Source organism: Nocardia jiangxiensis NBRC 101359 (assembly GCF_000308615.1).
GTDB classification, from domain to species: Bacteria; Actinomycetota; Actinomycetes; order Mycobacteriales; family Mycobacteriaceae; genus Nocardia; species Nocardia jiangxiensis.
On record NZ_BAGB01000041.1, the window covers coordinates 832,520 to 847,739 of the forward strand.

Consider the following 15,220-nt stretch of genomic DNA (forward strand, 5'->3'; position numbering starts at 1 on the left):
CTAGGCTGGAGGGTGCAATGACCAGGACCGCCGCCACACCACGCGAGCTCCGTACCCGCCTGGCCGAACTCTCGATCCGCGACGAACACCGGTTACGGCGACGGCTCGACAAGGCCCGTGGCGGCGACCTCGCCGAAATCGAGAACGAGATCACCGCCGCCGAGGGCCGTATCGCGGCCCGCCGCGCTGCCGTTCCGCAGATCCGTTATCCCGAACAGCTGCCAGTCTCGGCGCGCCGCGACGACATCGCCGCGGCCATCGCGGCACATCAGGTGGTCGTCATCGCCGGTGAGACCGGTTCGGGCAAGACCACCCAGATCCCGAAGATCTGCCTGGAGCTGGGCCGCGGCATCCGCGGCACGATCGGCCACACCCAGCCGCGTCGCCTCGCCGCCCGCACCGTGGCCGAACGCATCGCTCAGGAGCTGGGCACCGAACTCGGCGACGTGGTCGGCTATACGGTCCGCTTCACCGATCAGGCCTCCGACCGCACCCTGGTCAAACTGATGACCGACGGCATCCTGCTCGCCGAGATCCAGCGCGACCGCATGCTGCGCCGCTACGACACGATCATCATCGACGAGGCGCACGAACGCAGCCTCAACATCGATTTCCTGCTCGGCTATCTGAAACAGCTACTGCCCAAGCGCCCGGACCTCAAGGTCATCATCACCTCGGCCACCATCGATCCGGAGCTGTTCGCCCGGCATTTCGGCACGCAGACTCCTTCCAGCCGTGAGGATTCCGTCGACGGTGCGGCATCGACCGCCGAGGGCACTGCGAGCCCGGACCCCGATTCGACAGCGCAGCAAGCGAATCGGCACGAGACCGAGTCCCACGACGCCGGGGAATCCCAACTGCGTCGGAACGACGGTGCGGGCCCCGCGGACTCGGGCACGGCCGCGCCGATCGTGGAAGTGTCCGGGCGGTCGTTTCCGGTGGAGGTGCGGTACCGGCCGCTGTCGCTCGAAATTCCGGTCACCTCGGAGGATCTCGACGACGAGGACACCGAGATCGTGGACCGGGATCCGACCGACGCCATCGGCGACGCGGTGCGCGAACTGCTCGCCGAGGGTGACGGGGACATCCTGGTGTTCCTGTCCGGGGAACGCGAAATCCGTGATGCCGCCGACACATTGCGCGATATGCGGCTGCCGCGGACCGAGATCCTGCCGCTGTTCGCTCGGTTGTCGGCGGCCGAGCAGCATCGGGTGTTCGAACCGCACACCGGGCGGCGCGTGGTGCTGGCGACCAATGTCGCGGAGACCTCGCTGACCGTACCGGGCATTCGCTACGTCATCGATCCGGGCACCGCGCGTATCTCGCGATATTCGTTGCGCACCAAGGTGCAACGACTGCCGATCGAACCGATTTCCCAGGCTTCGGCACGGCAGCGGTCGGGCCGATGCGGCCGTGTCGCGGACGGCATCGCGATCCGGTTGTATTCCGAGGACGATTTCGAATCCCGTCCGAGATTCACCGAGCCGGAGATCCTGCGCACCAATCTGGCCGCGGTCATTCTGCAGATGACCGCCCTGGGACTGGGCGATATCGAGAGCTTCCCGTTCGTCGAGCCACCCGATTCCCGCGCCATCCGCGACGGTATCGCGCTGCTCGAGGAACTCGGCGCGCTGACCCACCGCGAGGATCGAGGCCGCGCGGGCTCGGCATCAGGCACGGCCCTGGCGCTGACCTCGATCGGCCGCGAAATGGCTCAGATCCCGGTGGATCCGCGGATGGCGCGGATGCTGGTCGAGGCACAGCGCGGCGGCTGCCTGGCCGAGGTGCTCATCATCGTGGCCGCCCTGTCCATCCAGGACGTGCGCGAACGTCCGGTCGACCATCAGCAGGCCGCCGACGCCCAACACGCTCGTTTCACCGTCGAGGGCTCGGACTTCCTGTCCTACCTGCGCCTCTGGGACTACCTGCGAGAACAGCGAAAGGCACTGTCCTCCAACCAGTTCCGCCGCATGTGCCGCGACGAGTTCCTGCACTACCTGCGCATCCGCGAATGGCAGGACCTGCAGGGCCAACTCCGCACCATCACCCGCAGCCTGGGCTGGCATCCGGACACCGATCGTCCCAGTGCCGAATCCGACGGCATCGCAACAATATCCGGTGCTCGAGACCAGCGGGGTGCGGGAGCCGCTACCCCGGGGCGAGATCGGGCAGCCGAACGCGGCAAGCCGTCCGAACGAGACCAGCACTTCGCATCCGAGGCCGGGCGCGGGAACGACAAGCGGTCCAGCAACGGTGAATCCCGTTCCGACCGAGCCGAATCCACCCGCAACGGGCGCAGAACGCAGCCTGACGACCAGGCCGGAGGAAACGACGGAGCCGCACGAGGCCGCGGATCTCGTTCCCGCGGTGACGAATCCGCATCCCAGGAGCGCGGCGGCGGCTCAGGTCGTCGCGGCCGATCTGGCAGCAGGCGCGAATCCGGGAACGGCCCAGCCGAATCCGGGCGTGAACGGGCCGCCGTGCAGCGCGCCGGGCAGGCGGATGCACCGCCTGCGAGCGCGCCGGAATCGGATGGGTTGCCGTGGGATGTGACATCGATTCATCAGGCGCTGTTGGCGGGCATGCTGTCGCATATCGGGGTGCGTGAGGCGGAGACGCGAGAGTTCCTCGGGGCGCGCAATGCCAAGTTCATGATCTTCCCCGGATCGTCGCTGGCGAAGAAGCCGCCGCGGTGGGTGATGGCGGCCGAACTGGTGGAGACCTCGCGGCTGTGGGGGCGCACCGCGGCACGGATCGAGCCGGAATGGGCCGAGCGACTGGCCGGTGATCTGGTCAAACGCACGTATTCCGAACCACACTGGTCCACCAAACGGGGCGCGGCCGCGGCGTACGAACGGGTGACGCTGTACGGAATTCCGCTGGTCGTGCAGCGGCGCGTGGATTTCGGCCGCATCGACCCCGAACTGTCCCGCGAGTTGTTCATCAGACATGCCCTCGTCCAGGGCGAATGGCAGACCCGGCACGAATTCTTCGCCCGCAATCGCGAATTGCTGGAGGACGTGGCCGATCTGGAACATCGAGCGCGCCGACGCGACATCCTGGTCGACGATCAGGTGCTGTTCGACTTCTACGACGAGCGGATTCCCGCGGACATCGTATCGGTCCGGCATTTCGACAGCTGGTGGCGCACACAGCGACGCGAGAATCCGAACCTGCTGGATTTCACCGCGTCGACGGTGGTGAACGACGATGCGGCCGTGCTGGATCCGGCCGCGTACCCGGACAGCTGGCGGCAGGGCGAGCTGAGTTTCCCGCTCACCTACCAGTTCGAACCCGGGCAGGCCGACGACGGTGTCACCGCGCACATCCCGGTCGCCCAGCTCGCGCACATCCGGGCGGTCGGCTTCGACTGGCTGGTGCCCGGTATGCGCGAGGACCTCGCGGCGGCATGGATCAAGACGCTTCCGAAACATCTGCGCCGCAGCGTGGTTCCGGCGCCCGACTTCGCTCGCGCGGCCCTGGCGCAGCTCACCCCGCGCGCCGAACCGCTGCGGACCGGGCTGGCCCGGGAACTGTCCCGGCTCGGTTCGTTCACCGTCCGGCCCGCGGACCTGAATCCCGCGGCGCTACCGGACCATCTGCGGATGACCTTCGCCGCCACCGCCCCCGACGGCACCGTGGTGGACCGCGACAAGGATCTGGCAGCGCTGAAGAACCGGCTGTCCGACCAGGTCTCGAAATCCGTCGCGCGGGCCACCGCCGCCGCCGAACGCCCCGCGGCCACGGTGTGGACCTCCGAATCGCTGGGCGCGCTGCCACCGTCGGTCCGCCGGGAGGTGGGCGGGCAGACCATCACCGGCTATCCGGCGCTGGTTCCCGAGGGTGCGGGCGTCGCGGTGCGGGTGCTGGCCTCGCCGGCCGCACAGGCCGCCGCCATGCGCACCGGCACCCGCGTACTGCTGTTGAATCAACTGCCCGCCTCGGCTCGCGCGGCCACCGCCGGGCTGTCCCCCACCGATCGCCTTGCGCTGAGCCAGAATCCGTCCGGCTCGCTGGACGCGTTGATCGAGGATTGCCGGGCCTGCGCCGCGGACGAGCTGATCGCCGAGAACGGCGGCCCGGTCCGGGCTCCCGAGGAATTCACGGCATTGGTCGAGCGGATCCGCCCGCAGTTCGGCGCGGCGGTGGCCCGCATCGTGCGTCTGGTGGTCCCGGTCCTGACTCAGGCCCACCACGTGCGCAGCGCGCTGGCCGGCACCGCCGATCGCGAGATCGCCGAGGATGTCCGCCATCAGCTCGACGACCTGGTTTTCGCCGGATTCGTCACCGAATTCGGCAGTGCTCGCCTGCGTGAGCTGCCCCGCTACCTGCAGGCCGCGGCGTCGCGTCTGGCGGCGCTCCCCGCCTCGGCGAACCGCGACCGCCAGGGCATGGCCGAACTCGACCGCGTGCACGCCGCCTACCAGCGCCTGCTCGAGGCACTCCCCGAGGCACGCCGCACGGGCCGCGACGTCACCGAAATCTGGTGGATGATCGAGGAACTGCGCGTCAGTCTCTTCGCTCAGCAACTCGGCACGCCATATCCGGTGTCGGCCAAGCGAATCGAACGAGCCATCACCACGGTCCGCACCACACCGGTCACCCGCCGCACACACTGAGATAGCTCGCGTCGCCCGGAAACTGCCACCGCCCCGGCTCGTGACAGCACCGCCCCTCAGGGTGCATCCGACCCTCGGCGGATCACACTCGAGGTGGCACAACTCGAGTGTGATCGCCCTGCCGTGGACCGGTTCGGTAATGGTCGGGCCGGGCTCACATCCCCCCGGCGACGGACCGGCACCGACGTATCGTGGTGCGGTGACCTATCCGGTGCGCACTATCACCATCGACATCGACCGATCGTTCGACGAGGTCGCGGATTTCCTCGCCGAGCCACTCAATTTTCCGCGCTGGGCGACCGGTCTGTCGTCCGGTATCGAACCATGCTCGCCGAGTACCGGCGCGGAGCCCGGCGAGTGGATCGCAGCCGCCCCGCAGGGGACGGCCTTCGTTCGATTCAGCCCGCCCAACGCATATGGGGTGGCCGATCACCAGGTCCGATTGCCGGACGGATCCGTGGTGCACATCCCGCTGCGCGCGATGCGCAACGGCGACGGAACGACCATCGCGTTCACTCTGTTTCGGCTGCCCGACGTGGACGACGAGCAGTTCGACACGGACAGCGACTGGGTGCGACGCGACTTGAACGCCCTGAAAGCGTTGTTGGAGAAGTAATCCGCCGCGGGTTCAGTCCTTGCCCGCGGGAACCGGCTCCTCCTCGCGCGCCTGTTCGGCGCGACGGCGGCGCAGATCGGCGATCTCGTGTTCGAAATCGTCTGCGGAGCTGAAGGATCGGTAGACCGAGGCGAAGCGTAGGTAGGCGACCTCGTCCAGGTCGCGCAGCGGACCCAGGATCGCCAGGCCGACCTCGTGACTGGGGACCTCCGGAGATCCCGTGGCGCGCACCGCATCCTCGACCTGCTGAGCGAGCAGGTTGAGCGCATCGTCGTCGACCTCACGGCCCTGGCAGGCACGCCGCACGCCGCGGATCACCTTCTCCCGGCTGAACGGCTCGGTCACCCCGCTACGTTTGACCACCGACAGAATGGCGTTCTCGACGGTGGTGAACCGCCGCCCACATTGCGGGCAGGCACGACGGCGCCTGATGGCGGTGCCTTCCTCGGCCTCACGCGAGTCGACCACCCTGGAGTCCGGGTGCCGACAGTATGGGCAATGCATCCGAGTTCCTTCGTCGATGCCTGCAGTCGTCCATAGCCATGCTGTATCTACACAGCACTGTCGAGGATACCTGTCGGCCCGCCAGGGTTCGGATGCGGAGTCGACGCCGCCACCGCCCATGGAACACTACCGCCCGGATGTCGGCACGATCAGTGTCCCGCCCGCGGCAACCTGCGTGCCCTGTAGCGAGTTGAGCTGCACGATCCGATCGACCGTCTCGCGCACCGGAACCCCGGGCGCCACCCGCACCGCGACCTCCGCCAGCGGCTCGCCCTCGTGCACCTGGACGACCGTCGTCGTCGGACTCGACACCGCACCCGCGCGCAACTGAGCGATCCCGAGCAGACCGCCGACCGCCAGCGCACTGAGCAGAGCGGCCAGCGCCAACGCCGCGAATCCGATCCGCGCCTGCTCGACCCGGGCCTGCGGATGCGGCGTCTCGGCGAACCGGACCCGCGGCCGGTCGTATCGCATGCCCCCGGAGGGCGGTCGGGCGGTGCGTAATCGCCCGGCGCGCACCTCCCGGCTGCGCACTCCGGCCGCGCGTGGCCGGTGACCGGGCATTACGGCGTCGAGCCCCGAATCGCTTGCGGTGATTTCGATTTCGCTGATCGTGGTGCGCATCGGACGGACCTCCGGGGGGCGGTGTGCTGGATCGATTTCCGGTTTTCGATCATGTGTTCGAAGAACTGATGTTCGATTTCTACCACGCGCCACCGACAAAGTCACCACCATCCGCGACATGCGTCGAACAGATGTTTGAAACCTGGCCGAGACCGGACTACATTCGGAGCACGCGATCCGGCGCAGGCCGGTACGAGCGGATCAGACCGACGCGGTGGCCGAGCGTCGGCGCACGACCCGAGGAGGACGAAGCACACCCATGAACGGGAGGACCACGACCGTGAGTGAGCGCAGCGAGGCAACCACGGACACCGCGCGCATCGCGCACGCCCGACCGAGCATCGGCGAGGTGCGGTCGTGAACGAGCGCAGAGCCGAGGACCGCGACGACACGGCCGGTCCCGTCGGCGCCGACGAGAGCGCCGAATCACCCGGCACCGGAACGGATCTCACCGCCCGCCAGCGCAAGGTGCTGGAGGTCATCCGCACCTCGGTCGCCGAGCGCGGTTATCCGCCGAGCATCCGCGAGATCGGCGATGCGGTCGGTTTGACCTCGACATCCTCGGTCGCCCATCAGCTGCGCGCCCTCGAACGCAAGGGCTATCTGCGCCGCGACCCGAACCGTCCCCGCGCGGTGGACGTGCGCGGCCTCGACGAGACGGCGATGCGCGCGGTCACCGGCGTGACCACACTGCACGCGGTGCCGAGCGAATCCGAGTCCGGCGATCAGCCGACCCCGACCTACGTCCCGGTGCTGGGCCGGATCGCCGCCGGTGGCCCGATCCTGGCCGAGCAGGCGGTGGAGGACGTATTCCCGCTCCCCCGCGAGCTGGTCGGCGAGGGTTCGCTGTTCTTGCTGAAGGTCGTCGGTGAGTCGATGGTCGACGCGGCGATCTGCGACGGCGACTGGGTCGTGGTGCGTCAGCAGAACGTGGCGGACAACGGCGATATCGTCGCGGCGATGATCGAGGGCGAAGCCACCGTCAAGACGTTCAAGCGCACCGGTAAGGACGTCTGGCTGATGCCGCACAACCCGCATTTCGAACCGATTCCGGGTAACGACGCGCAGATCCTGGGCAAGGTCGTCACCGTCATCCGCAAGATCTGAGGTCGCCCCAACGCCTGCCGTGCCACTTCGGTGGCACGGCAGTTCGCGTTTCAGCGGCCGAAGCGCTGCCGCAACTGCGGATCGTTCTCCCACCACAACCCGCTCTGCACCGCGTCGGCTCCCGCGGCCTGGGGACCGGATCGGCTGAATTTCTGCCGCCGGGCGGGTGCCGCGGGCGCGGCGGCGGCCTCGGCCGCATCGAGTTCGGCATCCACCTCGGCGGCCTTGCGCCGCTCGTCCGAGGCCCACGAACGCATCAGCGCCAGCAGATACGGCAGCCCCAGCACATCGCCGAGCACCCAGATGATGCCCGCGGCGATGGTCTGATCCATCCGCAGATCCGGTCCCCAGGTCCGCCCGACCTCGGTGTAGTAGTCGAGCGCCACCAGCGGCCCCCACCACAGCACGATGCCGAGGACGCCGTCGGCGAGCGATTCGAAGATCGTGATCAACAGCGACAAGCCCTGCGAATAGCGGTGCGGCACCGGATCGGTCTGCAGTCGCGAGTAGAAGTAGACGAATCCGATGACCACCAGCACGATTCGGGTGACCGCGTCCGCTGCGCCGTGTCGCAGCACGATCTCGTACCAGGGACTCAGGAACAGCAACCACGGCACGGCCAGCATCGCCAGTGACGGCGCGAGCGGGAAGGTCACCGCACGGGCGATGGTCGATTCCAGGATCCGGTCGAGCCGGGCCTGACCGTCCGGGCCCAGTGCCTCCCGCAACACCGTGAGCGGACGTCCGCTGGCCAGCCCGAACGGCACCACGTACAGCAGCAGCAGGGTCTGCAGTGCCCGCACCCACATCAACGTGTCGGAATAGACCCCGACGACACTGATCCCGCTCAGCAGCCAGATCGCCAGGCCCATCAGCCCGAAGGCCGCCAGCCGCCCGCCGGGAATCACCGTGCCGCGACGTGCCGCGCGGGCGCGAGCCGCCCAGTATCCGGCCCCCAGCGCGGCGGTCACCACAACCGTCGAGGTGTCCCAGCGCCAGGATTCGAATACGGACTGCATGGTCAGCGGCGTCTCGATCCATCCCACGGCAGCCAGTATGCTCCCGCGCCGATCGCCGACTCGACGAGGGCGGCGAGCCTGGACGCACCGGTCGCCGGATATCGGCGCCCGAGCGCGGAACGTTCGGATGCCAGCTCGCCGCGACGGATCACCGCCGCGCCGAATAGATCAGTGGCGCAACGCCTTCGGGCTCGGATGTGGCTGCCCGTGCGCATCGGCGCACTGCGACTCGGGCGGCGCGCCGAGGGCGATCAGTTCGGGACGCGCATGCTCGACCTGCAATGTGGCATGGGCGATGTGATGCTCGTCATCGAGCCAGTGCGCCAGATCCTCGCGCACGGCGTGGCAGTCCCGCCCGGCCTCCACGAGAACATGGGCCGACAGCGCTGGCGAACCCGAGGTTATCTCCCAGATGTGCAGATCGTGCACCTCGACCACACCATCGCGGGCCGCCATCGCCTGCCCGATCTCGGTCGGATCCAGGTCTGCGGGAGCGGCTTCGAGGAAGATCCGGCTCGAGGCGCGCACCAGGGAGACACCGGCTCGCAGCATCAGCGCGACGACCACCAGCGTCGCGATGGCATCGGCGCGGACGAATCCGGTCAGCACGATGACCACACCGGCGACCGCGGTCGCGATGAAGGCGAACAGGTCGGTGACGATGTGCTGATAGGCGCCCTCGACATTGAGACTGGTCCGGTTGGCGCGCGAAATCATCCATGTCGCAAGGAGATTCACCACAACCCCGACCAGCGCCGTGCCGAGCACGAGGCCGCCGGTCACCTCGGGCGGATACAGCAGGCGGCGGACCGCCTCGTAGGCCAGCCACACCGACAGCAGCAGCAGGGTGATCCCGTTGGCCTGCGCCGAGAGAATCTCGACGCGTTTCCAGCCGAAGGTCATCCGTCCGGCGGCCGGTCGCGCGGCCAGGCGGATCGCCCAGAGCGCCAATGCGATGGAGGCGGCATCGGTCAGCATGTGCGCAGCGTCGGAGAGCAGTGCCAGCGAACCTGCCGCAACACCGACGAACACCTCGGCGAGCATGAACGCCGCGATCACCGCCAGCGCTGCGGCGAGCCACCGCCGATCGCTTTCGGAATTCGCATGCACATGACTGTGCGCGTGGTCGTGCCCGTGCCCCGCGTGCGCGGCCCCCATCCTGGTCTCCTTCCGGCGTAGACGATCTTTCTCCTGCGATAATATGCACACATCACTATGTATGCAAGGGCGTCGAAATCCCGCCGTCACAGCCCGGCCGACTTGACTTCTCGAGTCGAAGAGTCGAATATTTCCGGGTCAGCACCTCGCTAGGCGAGGCTCCTGTACGAACACAGGCCACTGATCCGACGACGTCGAGAGACGCCCAGGGTTAGGACAGATCTTCCCGGATTAAGGGGTGATCCGAAGTGGCTTCCCGGTCCGGGATACGTCGTACAGTGCCGAAGCTCTGACGAGAGGGGTGCCGCCTCGCCGTTTCGGGCAGGGCTTCTCCCTTTGGCCATCGTGGTGCAGACGATCGAACAACGACGTGCGCGTGCGTCCTGGCAGCAAGGAGGTGAGGGACGAGATGAAATCCGGCGATAGTCCGTATCCGAGTCCGGGTCGAAAACCCGTTTCGTTCCCAACTTGCTGCAACTTCCTCGCGGCCTGAGCGACATGTAGATCAGTCATCGGCATCCCCGCGGATCCTTCCGCGCGGTCGAGCCGATGCACGTCTCCGTGCGTCCAGGTCTGCCCGGATTCCCTTGCGGCGGTTGAAATTCCGCAAGGAGCACGCCATGATCCGCACCATCACCTCCCCCCGCCGCACCGCCTTCCGGAGCATCCTCGGCGAGTCGGTTCGCCGCATCCGCGCGCGCTACGACCTCACGCCGCAGGAGCGGCACAACCTGCATCTCGCACACATCCCGCCCGCGGTCGTCACCGCATCCCTCGGCGGCCACACCAACCACCGGTAGACGTCGCCCGAGCCGGGCCACCGCGCGTCCTGCCATCGACGTCACGGCCGCGAAATACGCAGTACAACAACATATTTCAGGAAGGGAGGAAAGGCCATGGCCTTCTTCTCCAACGGCGCGCCCCGCCGCGCCGGCACCGCGCCGGTACCGGCCGACTCCTCGACCGCCGTGCTCGACAGCGCACACGTCGGCGATATCGTCGGCGCGCTGGGCACCATCCGCCAGCACGACACCGCCGAGGGACGCAGCCGCCGGCAGCGGTTCCGGATGCTGCTCGCCGTCATCGGCCCCGGCCTCATCGTGATGGTCGGTGACAACGACGCCGGAGGTATGGCCACCTACGCGCAGGCGGGGCAGAACTACGGCATGGCCCTGATGTGGACACTCGTACTGCTCATTCCGGTGCTGTACGTCAACCAGGAGATGGTGGTGCGGCTCGGCGCGGTCGCCGGGGTCGGCCACGCGCGGTTGATCTTCGCGCGGTTCGGCAAGTTCTGGGGCGCGTTCAGCGTCGGCGATCTTTTCATCGTCAACGCGCTGACCATTGTCACCGAATTCATCGGTGTCTCAATGGCTCTCGGCTACTTCGGGCTGCCCAGGTGGGTATCGGTGCCGGTGGCCGCGGTACTGCTGTTCGCGGTCGTCGCGGGCGGTTCGTTCCGGCGCTGGGAGCGGTTCCTGTTCACGCTCATCGCGATCAACGTCATGATGTTCCCGCTGGCGTTCATGGTGCACCCGAGCGCATCGGCCACGGTGCGCGGCCTGCTGCCGTCGTTCCCGGGCGGGCTGAACTCGACTCTGCTGCTGATCATCGTCGCCATCGTCGGCACCACCGTCGCACCCTGGCAGTTGTTCTTCCAGCAGTCCAACATCGTCGACAAGCGCATCACCCCGCGCTGGATCCGTTATGAGCGAGTGGACCTCTGGGTCGGAATCGTCGTGGTGATGATCGGTGCGGTCGCGATCATGGCGGCCGCCGCCTTCGGTCTGGGCCCGGCCGATCGGGGTGCGTTCTCCGATGCCGGAGCCGTCGCGCACGGACTGTCCGCGCATCTGGGCAGCACGGTCGGGGCCTTGTTCGCGATCCTGCTGCTGGACGCATCACTGATCGGCGCGAATGCCGTCGGTCTGGCGACCACGTACACCCTGGGCGACACGCTCGGCAAACGGCACTCGCTGCACTGGAAGATGAGCGAGGCCCCGGCCTTCTACATCGGATACGCGCTGCTGCTGGCCGCCGCCGCTGCGGTGGCGTTCAGCCCCGACCACGTGCTGGGCCTGCTGACCCAGGGCGTGCAGGCCCTGGCCGGTGTGCTACTGCCCTCGGCCACGGTGTTCCTGGTTCTGCTGTGCAATGACAGAGCGGTACTGGGGCCGTGGGTCAACACCACCCGGCAGAACATCGTCGCGGGCATCATCGTGTGGGCGCTGGTACTGCTGTCGCTGGCCCTGACCGCGGCGACCTTCTTCCCGCACCTGTCCACCGCGAGCCTCGAGCTCGGATTCGGCGCGGGCGCGGCGATCGGGCTGCTCGGCGGAGTCTGCCTCGCGGTCACCCGGCAGCGCGGCGAACGCCGCGGCATCGAGCGAACCGCCGCGGAGCTGGGCGGCCTGGACCCCGACCAGGTCGAAGAGCTGGACTCCACGCCGCTGTCCCGGCAGGAGCGCAGGTCGATCCTGGCGGCCGATCGCGACGCCTGGCGCACCCCGGCGCTGGAAACCCTCGAACGCCCGAACTTCTCGCCGTTGCGGATGGCGGGCATGATCGCCCTGCGCGGCTATCTGGCCCTCGCGGTCATCCTGGTCGCGGTCAAGATCGTTCAGCAGATCGGCGGGTAGGCCGCTCGGCAATCGAATCACCGACCCGGATCGACCGCGTGGCGGCCGGGCGGCCCATCGCACTGTGCGGTGGGCCGCCCGGCCGCTGTCGTTCGCGGGCCGAACACCGTATTTCATACTGGATTCGTGACCGAGGAACCGCAGGACGCCATCGCGCCGACCGACGCCCGATCCGCGAGTGAACTGGCCGAATCGGCCGCCGATCTGCGGGTCGCTCTCAGCCGTATCCTGCGCAGACTGCGGGCGGCGCACTCGAGCATGGAGGTCACCCCGTCCCAAGGTGTGGTCCTGAGCCGGCTGTACCGGGACGGTCCCGCGACCGTGGCCGCGCTGGCCCGCGCGGAGAACGTCCGACCGCAGTCGATGCGGGTCACCCTGGCCGCACTCGAGGAACGCGGTCTGGTCTCCCGGAGTCCGCATCCGACCGATCAGCGGCAGGTACTGCTATCGATCACCGACACGGCCGGACAGCAACTCGCCGCCGCGCGCAGCGCCAAGGAGGACTGGCTGGCCCAGGCGATGGCTACCGAACTGACCCGCGCGGACCAGGATGCGCTGCTCACCGCGATTCCGCTGTTGCAGCGACTGCTCGAACACTGATCTCGGCACCACCCTCTCGCCCCCGAATACCGCATTCGGCAAATATCCCGCACGCGTGGGACCACCGCCGTGGTCCCATCCCGGAACAGCGGCGAACATTGGGCATCCGCATCGTCGCGCGGCGTCACGATGGTGAGGGCTCACAGGATTCACATATCCGAATGCCCACACCCCGGACAATTCCAGCACCGCGGGATTGTTCAATACCTTTAGCCGCATTCCGGTACCGCAAACGCGCCGAATAGCGCCGGATTCGCTGCATTCACCGGTAATGCGGTACGGTATATGCAATCCGAGTTGATCCGTGTCCGCGCGAAAGGGCTCAGTGATGGCCAAGAAGGTCACAGTCACACTCATCGACGATTACGACGGGAAGTCCAAAGCGGATGAAACCGTACAGTTCTCGATCGATGGTGTGGCCTACGAAATCGATCTGTCCACGTTGAATGCCGGCAAGCTGCGGGGCTCACTCGAAGCCTGGACGGATAAGGCCCGCAAGGTCGGTCGGCTGAAGGCGGGCAGCACCTCGCGCTCGAAGTCGGCCGCGGATCGCGAGCAAACCGTCGCCATCAGGGAATGGGCCAAGAAACACGGCTACAACGTGTCGGCTCGCGGGCGAATTTCCTCCGAGATCGTCGCCGCTTATCACAAAGCCAACAAGTAGTCCTACGCTCGACGTTTCTCCCGAGCCCCGGTGGTCACGCGACCGCCGGGGCTCGATGGTTTCCGGTAGCCTGGGATTCCGGTGCGGCGCCACGCCGTTCCCGCAAGTCGCAGCGTCGGATCGAGCGGGGGTGGGTTTGACACGAGATCATCGCATCGCGGAACTCGCCCGCCGGTGGCGTGACGCGGTCGTCGATACCGGTTTCGTACCTATGTCCGACCGCGAACTCGAACAACTGCTCGCCGATCTGCTCGATCGATTGATCGGCACGCTCACCTGCGAATTCTTCAACCCCCAGGACGCCGCTGCGGTCGGCGCCGCATTGGTGCACGCGAATCTGACCGATCCGCAGGTACTGTCCCGTTCGGCCCGCGTGCTGAGCCGACTCATCGGATTGATCGGCCCGCACGAGGAACGGTTGATTCCGGTCCTGGGCGAGATGGCGCGCGGGTACACCGACGAATTACTCGCCATCCGCGCACGGCATCAGGAGATGCTGCAAGGGGCGATGTCCGATGCCCGTATCGCCGCCGAAGCCCGATTCCGCGTCGTATTCGACAACGCCGCGATCGCCATCGGAATCGGCGATACCAACGGCCGGGTCGTCGAGGCCAATCCCGCACTGGCCGCCATGCTGGACCGTCCCCTGCCGGAATTGCGCGGACTACCGGTGTGGGATCTGGTGCATCCGGACGATCACGACCAGGTGCAATCGCGCGTCTTCGACGAGCTCATGGACGCCGGGTCCGGCACGGTGCGGCTGGAAGTGCGGTATCTGCGCTCCGACGAGACCGGCGGCTGGGTGTCCTGGGCGATCACACTGGTTCCGGCATCGGCAGGGCGCGCGGCCTATCTGCTGGTGGTCGGTGAGGACACCACCCAGCGCCGCGAACTGCAGGCCGAATTGCATCGCCAGGCACGGCACGATCCGCTGACCGGGCTGTCCAATCGGCGTCAGCTGGTGGAAACGTTGTCGCGGATCATCGCCGACGCCGATCCGGACGATCGAATCGGATTGGGCTTCATCGATCTGGACGGATTCAAAACCGTCAACGACACGTACGGCCACGGCGTCGGAGATCGGCTGCTCGTCGCCGTGGCGACGCGATTGGCCGAACGAATCGGAGATGCGACCCTGGCCCGGGTCGGTGGGGACGAATTCGTCGTTCTACTCCCGCCGCCGTGCGATGCGACGAGGGTCACGGCGGTCGCGGAGGCGCTACTGGGCGCGCTGGACGAACCGATACCGGTCGACGAACATCGACTCACCATTTCGGCATGTATCGGCGCGGTGGTCACACCGGTATCCGGAGCGGACGCGGAAAAACTGCTCGATGCCGCTGATGCGGGGTTGTATCGGGCCAAAGCCGCGGGGCCGAATCGCTGGGTGTTGCACAGTATCGACATGACGGCCGGGGACGGGGTCGACGAGTCCGCGACAAGACCGATCCGCGACAAGACATTCCAGCGACCAGCGTGATGAATGTTCGGGCGGCTCCGGCTTTTTCGGGTCGATCGAAGTGACGATGGACCCGAGGCTGCTGGCCGATAGCTCGAATTCGACCGCGGTACACGGTATTCCAGTGGATCGACTCCCCCGTCGCGGGCAGGACAACCCCGCCCCGGCCGAGCAGTTTCAGGGCAGCAGTAGCTTGGTGAGGAAGGTGGAG

General features: G+C 67.5%; 12 protein-coding genes, 1 pseudogene and 1 riboswitch. Of the genes and pseudogenes, 9 read left to right on the plus strand and 4 right to left on the minus strand.

Going from position 1 to position 15,220, the window contains the following annotated elements:
- Positions 1-17 precede the first annotated feature (17 nt).
- The 3 genes and pseudogenes from ON40_RS56575 to ON40_RS17965 all read left to right on the plus strand — a co-directional run.
- A pseudogene (locus ON40_RS56575) lies at positions 18-173 on the plus strand (hypothetical protein); the annotation flags it as partial.
- Positions 150-4,619 carry an ATP-dependent RNA helicase HrpA gene (gene hrpA, locus ON40_RS49930; RefSeq protein WP_373281926.1) on the plus strand — a complete coding sequence of 1,490 codons (4,470 nt, stop codon included), beginning with the start codon at positions 150-152 and terminating at the stop codon, positions 4,617-4,619. The pseudogene ON40_RS56575 and the gene hrpA, both read left to right, overlap by 24 nt.
- Positions 4,620-4,818: 199 nt before the next feature.
- Positions 4,819-5,235, plus strand: a complete 417-nt coding sequence (locus ON40_RS17965) for a polyketide cyclase (protein WP_040824541.1) — start codon at positions 4,819-4,821, stop codon at positions 5,233-5,235.
- A 12-nt stretch (positions 5,236-5,247) separates the two neighbouring features.
- On the opposite strand, the gene nrdR is transcribed toward ON40_RS17965, so the two are convergent.
- Positions 5,248-5,739: a transcriptional regulator NrdR gene (gene nrdR / locus ON40_RS17970; protein ID WP_040823795.1), complete on the minus strand. Its 492-nt coding sequence runs from the start codon at positions 5,737-5,739 to the stop codon at positions 5,248-5,250.
- Positions 5,740-5,865: 126 nt separating this feature from the next.
- On the minus strand, positions 5,866-6,363 hold the full coding sequence (locus tag ON40_RS48205) for a hypothetical protein (RefSeq protein WP_051193213.1): 498 nt from the start codon (positions 6,361-6,363) through the stop codon (positions 5,866-5,868).
- A gap of 468 nt (positions 6,364-6,831) precedes the next feature.
- On the opposite strand from ON40_RS48205, the gene lexA reads away from it, so the two are divergent.
- A complete protein-coding gene (gene lexA, locus ON40_RS17985; RefSeq protein WP_051193270.1) occupies positions 6,832-7,470 on the plus strand; it encodes a transcriptional repressor LexA in 639 nt (212 codons plus the stop codon).
- 50 nt (positions 7,471-7,520) lie between these two features.
- On the opposite strand, the gene ON40_RS17990 is transcribed toward lexA, so the two are convergent.
- Both ON40_RS17990 and ON40_RS17995 read right to left on the minus strand, forming a co-directional pair.
- Positions 7,521-8,489: a cytochrome c oxidase assembly protein gene (locus ON40_RS17990; protein WP_040823800.1), complete on the minus strand. Its 969-nt coding sequence runs from the start codon at positions 8,487-8,489 to the stop codon at positions 7,521-7,523.
- A 168-nt stretch (positions 8,490-8,657) separates the two neighbouring features.
- Complete coding sequence (locus ON40_RS17995) at positions 8,658-9,647, minus strand: cation diffusion facilitator family transporter (RefSeq protein ID WP_040823802.1); 990 nt, start codon at positions 9,645-9,647, stop codon at positions 8,658-8,660.
- Between the two features lie 138 nt (positions 9,648-9,785).
- A riboswitch (M-box (ykoK) riboswitch) is annotated at positions 9,786-9,955 on the plus strand.
- Positions 9,956-10,267: 312 nt separating this feature from the next.
- Between ON40_RS17995 and ON40_RS18000 the strand changes: the two genes are divergently transcribed.
- The 5 genes from ON40_RS18000 to ON40_RS18020 all read left to right on the plus strand — a co-directional run bounded on the left by ON40_RS18000 (position 10,268) and on the right by ON40_RS18020 (position 15,030).
- Positions 10,268-10,447, plus strand: coding sequence for a hypothetical protein (locus ON40_RS18000; protein WP_157186322.1), 180 nt, complete (start codon positions 10,268-10,270; stop codon positions 10,445-10,447).
- A 96-nt stretch (positions 10,448-10,543) separates the two neighbouring features.
- On the plus strand, positions 10,544-12,286 hold the full coding sequence (locus ON40_RS18005) for an NRAMP family divalent metal transporter (RefSeq protein WP_040823807.1): 1,743 nt from the start codon (positions 10,544-10,546) through the stop codon (positions 12,284-12,286).
- A 126-nt stretch (positions 12,287-12,412) separates the two neighbouring features.
- Positions 12,413-12,886: a MarR family winged helix-turn-helix transcriptional regulator gene (locus ON40_RS18010; protein WP_218008805.1), complete on the plus strand. Its 474-nt coding sequence runs from the start codon at positions 12,413-12,415 to the stop codon at positions 12,884-12,886.
- A 328-nt stretch (positions 12,887-13,214) separates the two neighbouring features.
- On the plus strand, positions 13,215-13,550 hold the full coding sequence (locus ON40_RS18015; protein WP_040823809.1) for a histone-like nucleoid-structuring protein Lsr2: 336 nt from the start codon (positions 13,215-13,217) through the stop codon (positions 13,548-13,550).
- A 130-nt stretch (positions 13,551-13,680) separates the two neighbouring features.
- Positions 13,681-15,030, plus strand: a complete 1,350-nt coding sequence (locus ON40_RS18020) for a sensor domain-containing diguanylate cyclase (protein ID WP_051193214.1) — start codon at positions 13,681-13,683, stop codon at positions 15,028-15,030.
- Positions 15,031-15,220: the final 190 nt, after the last annotated feature.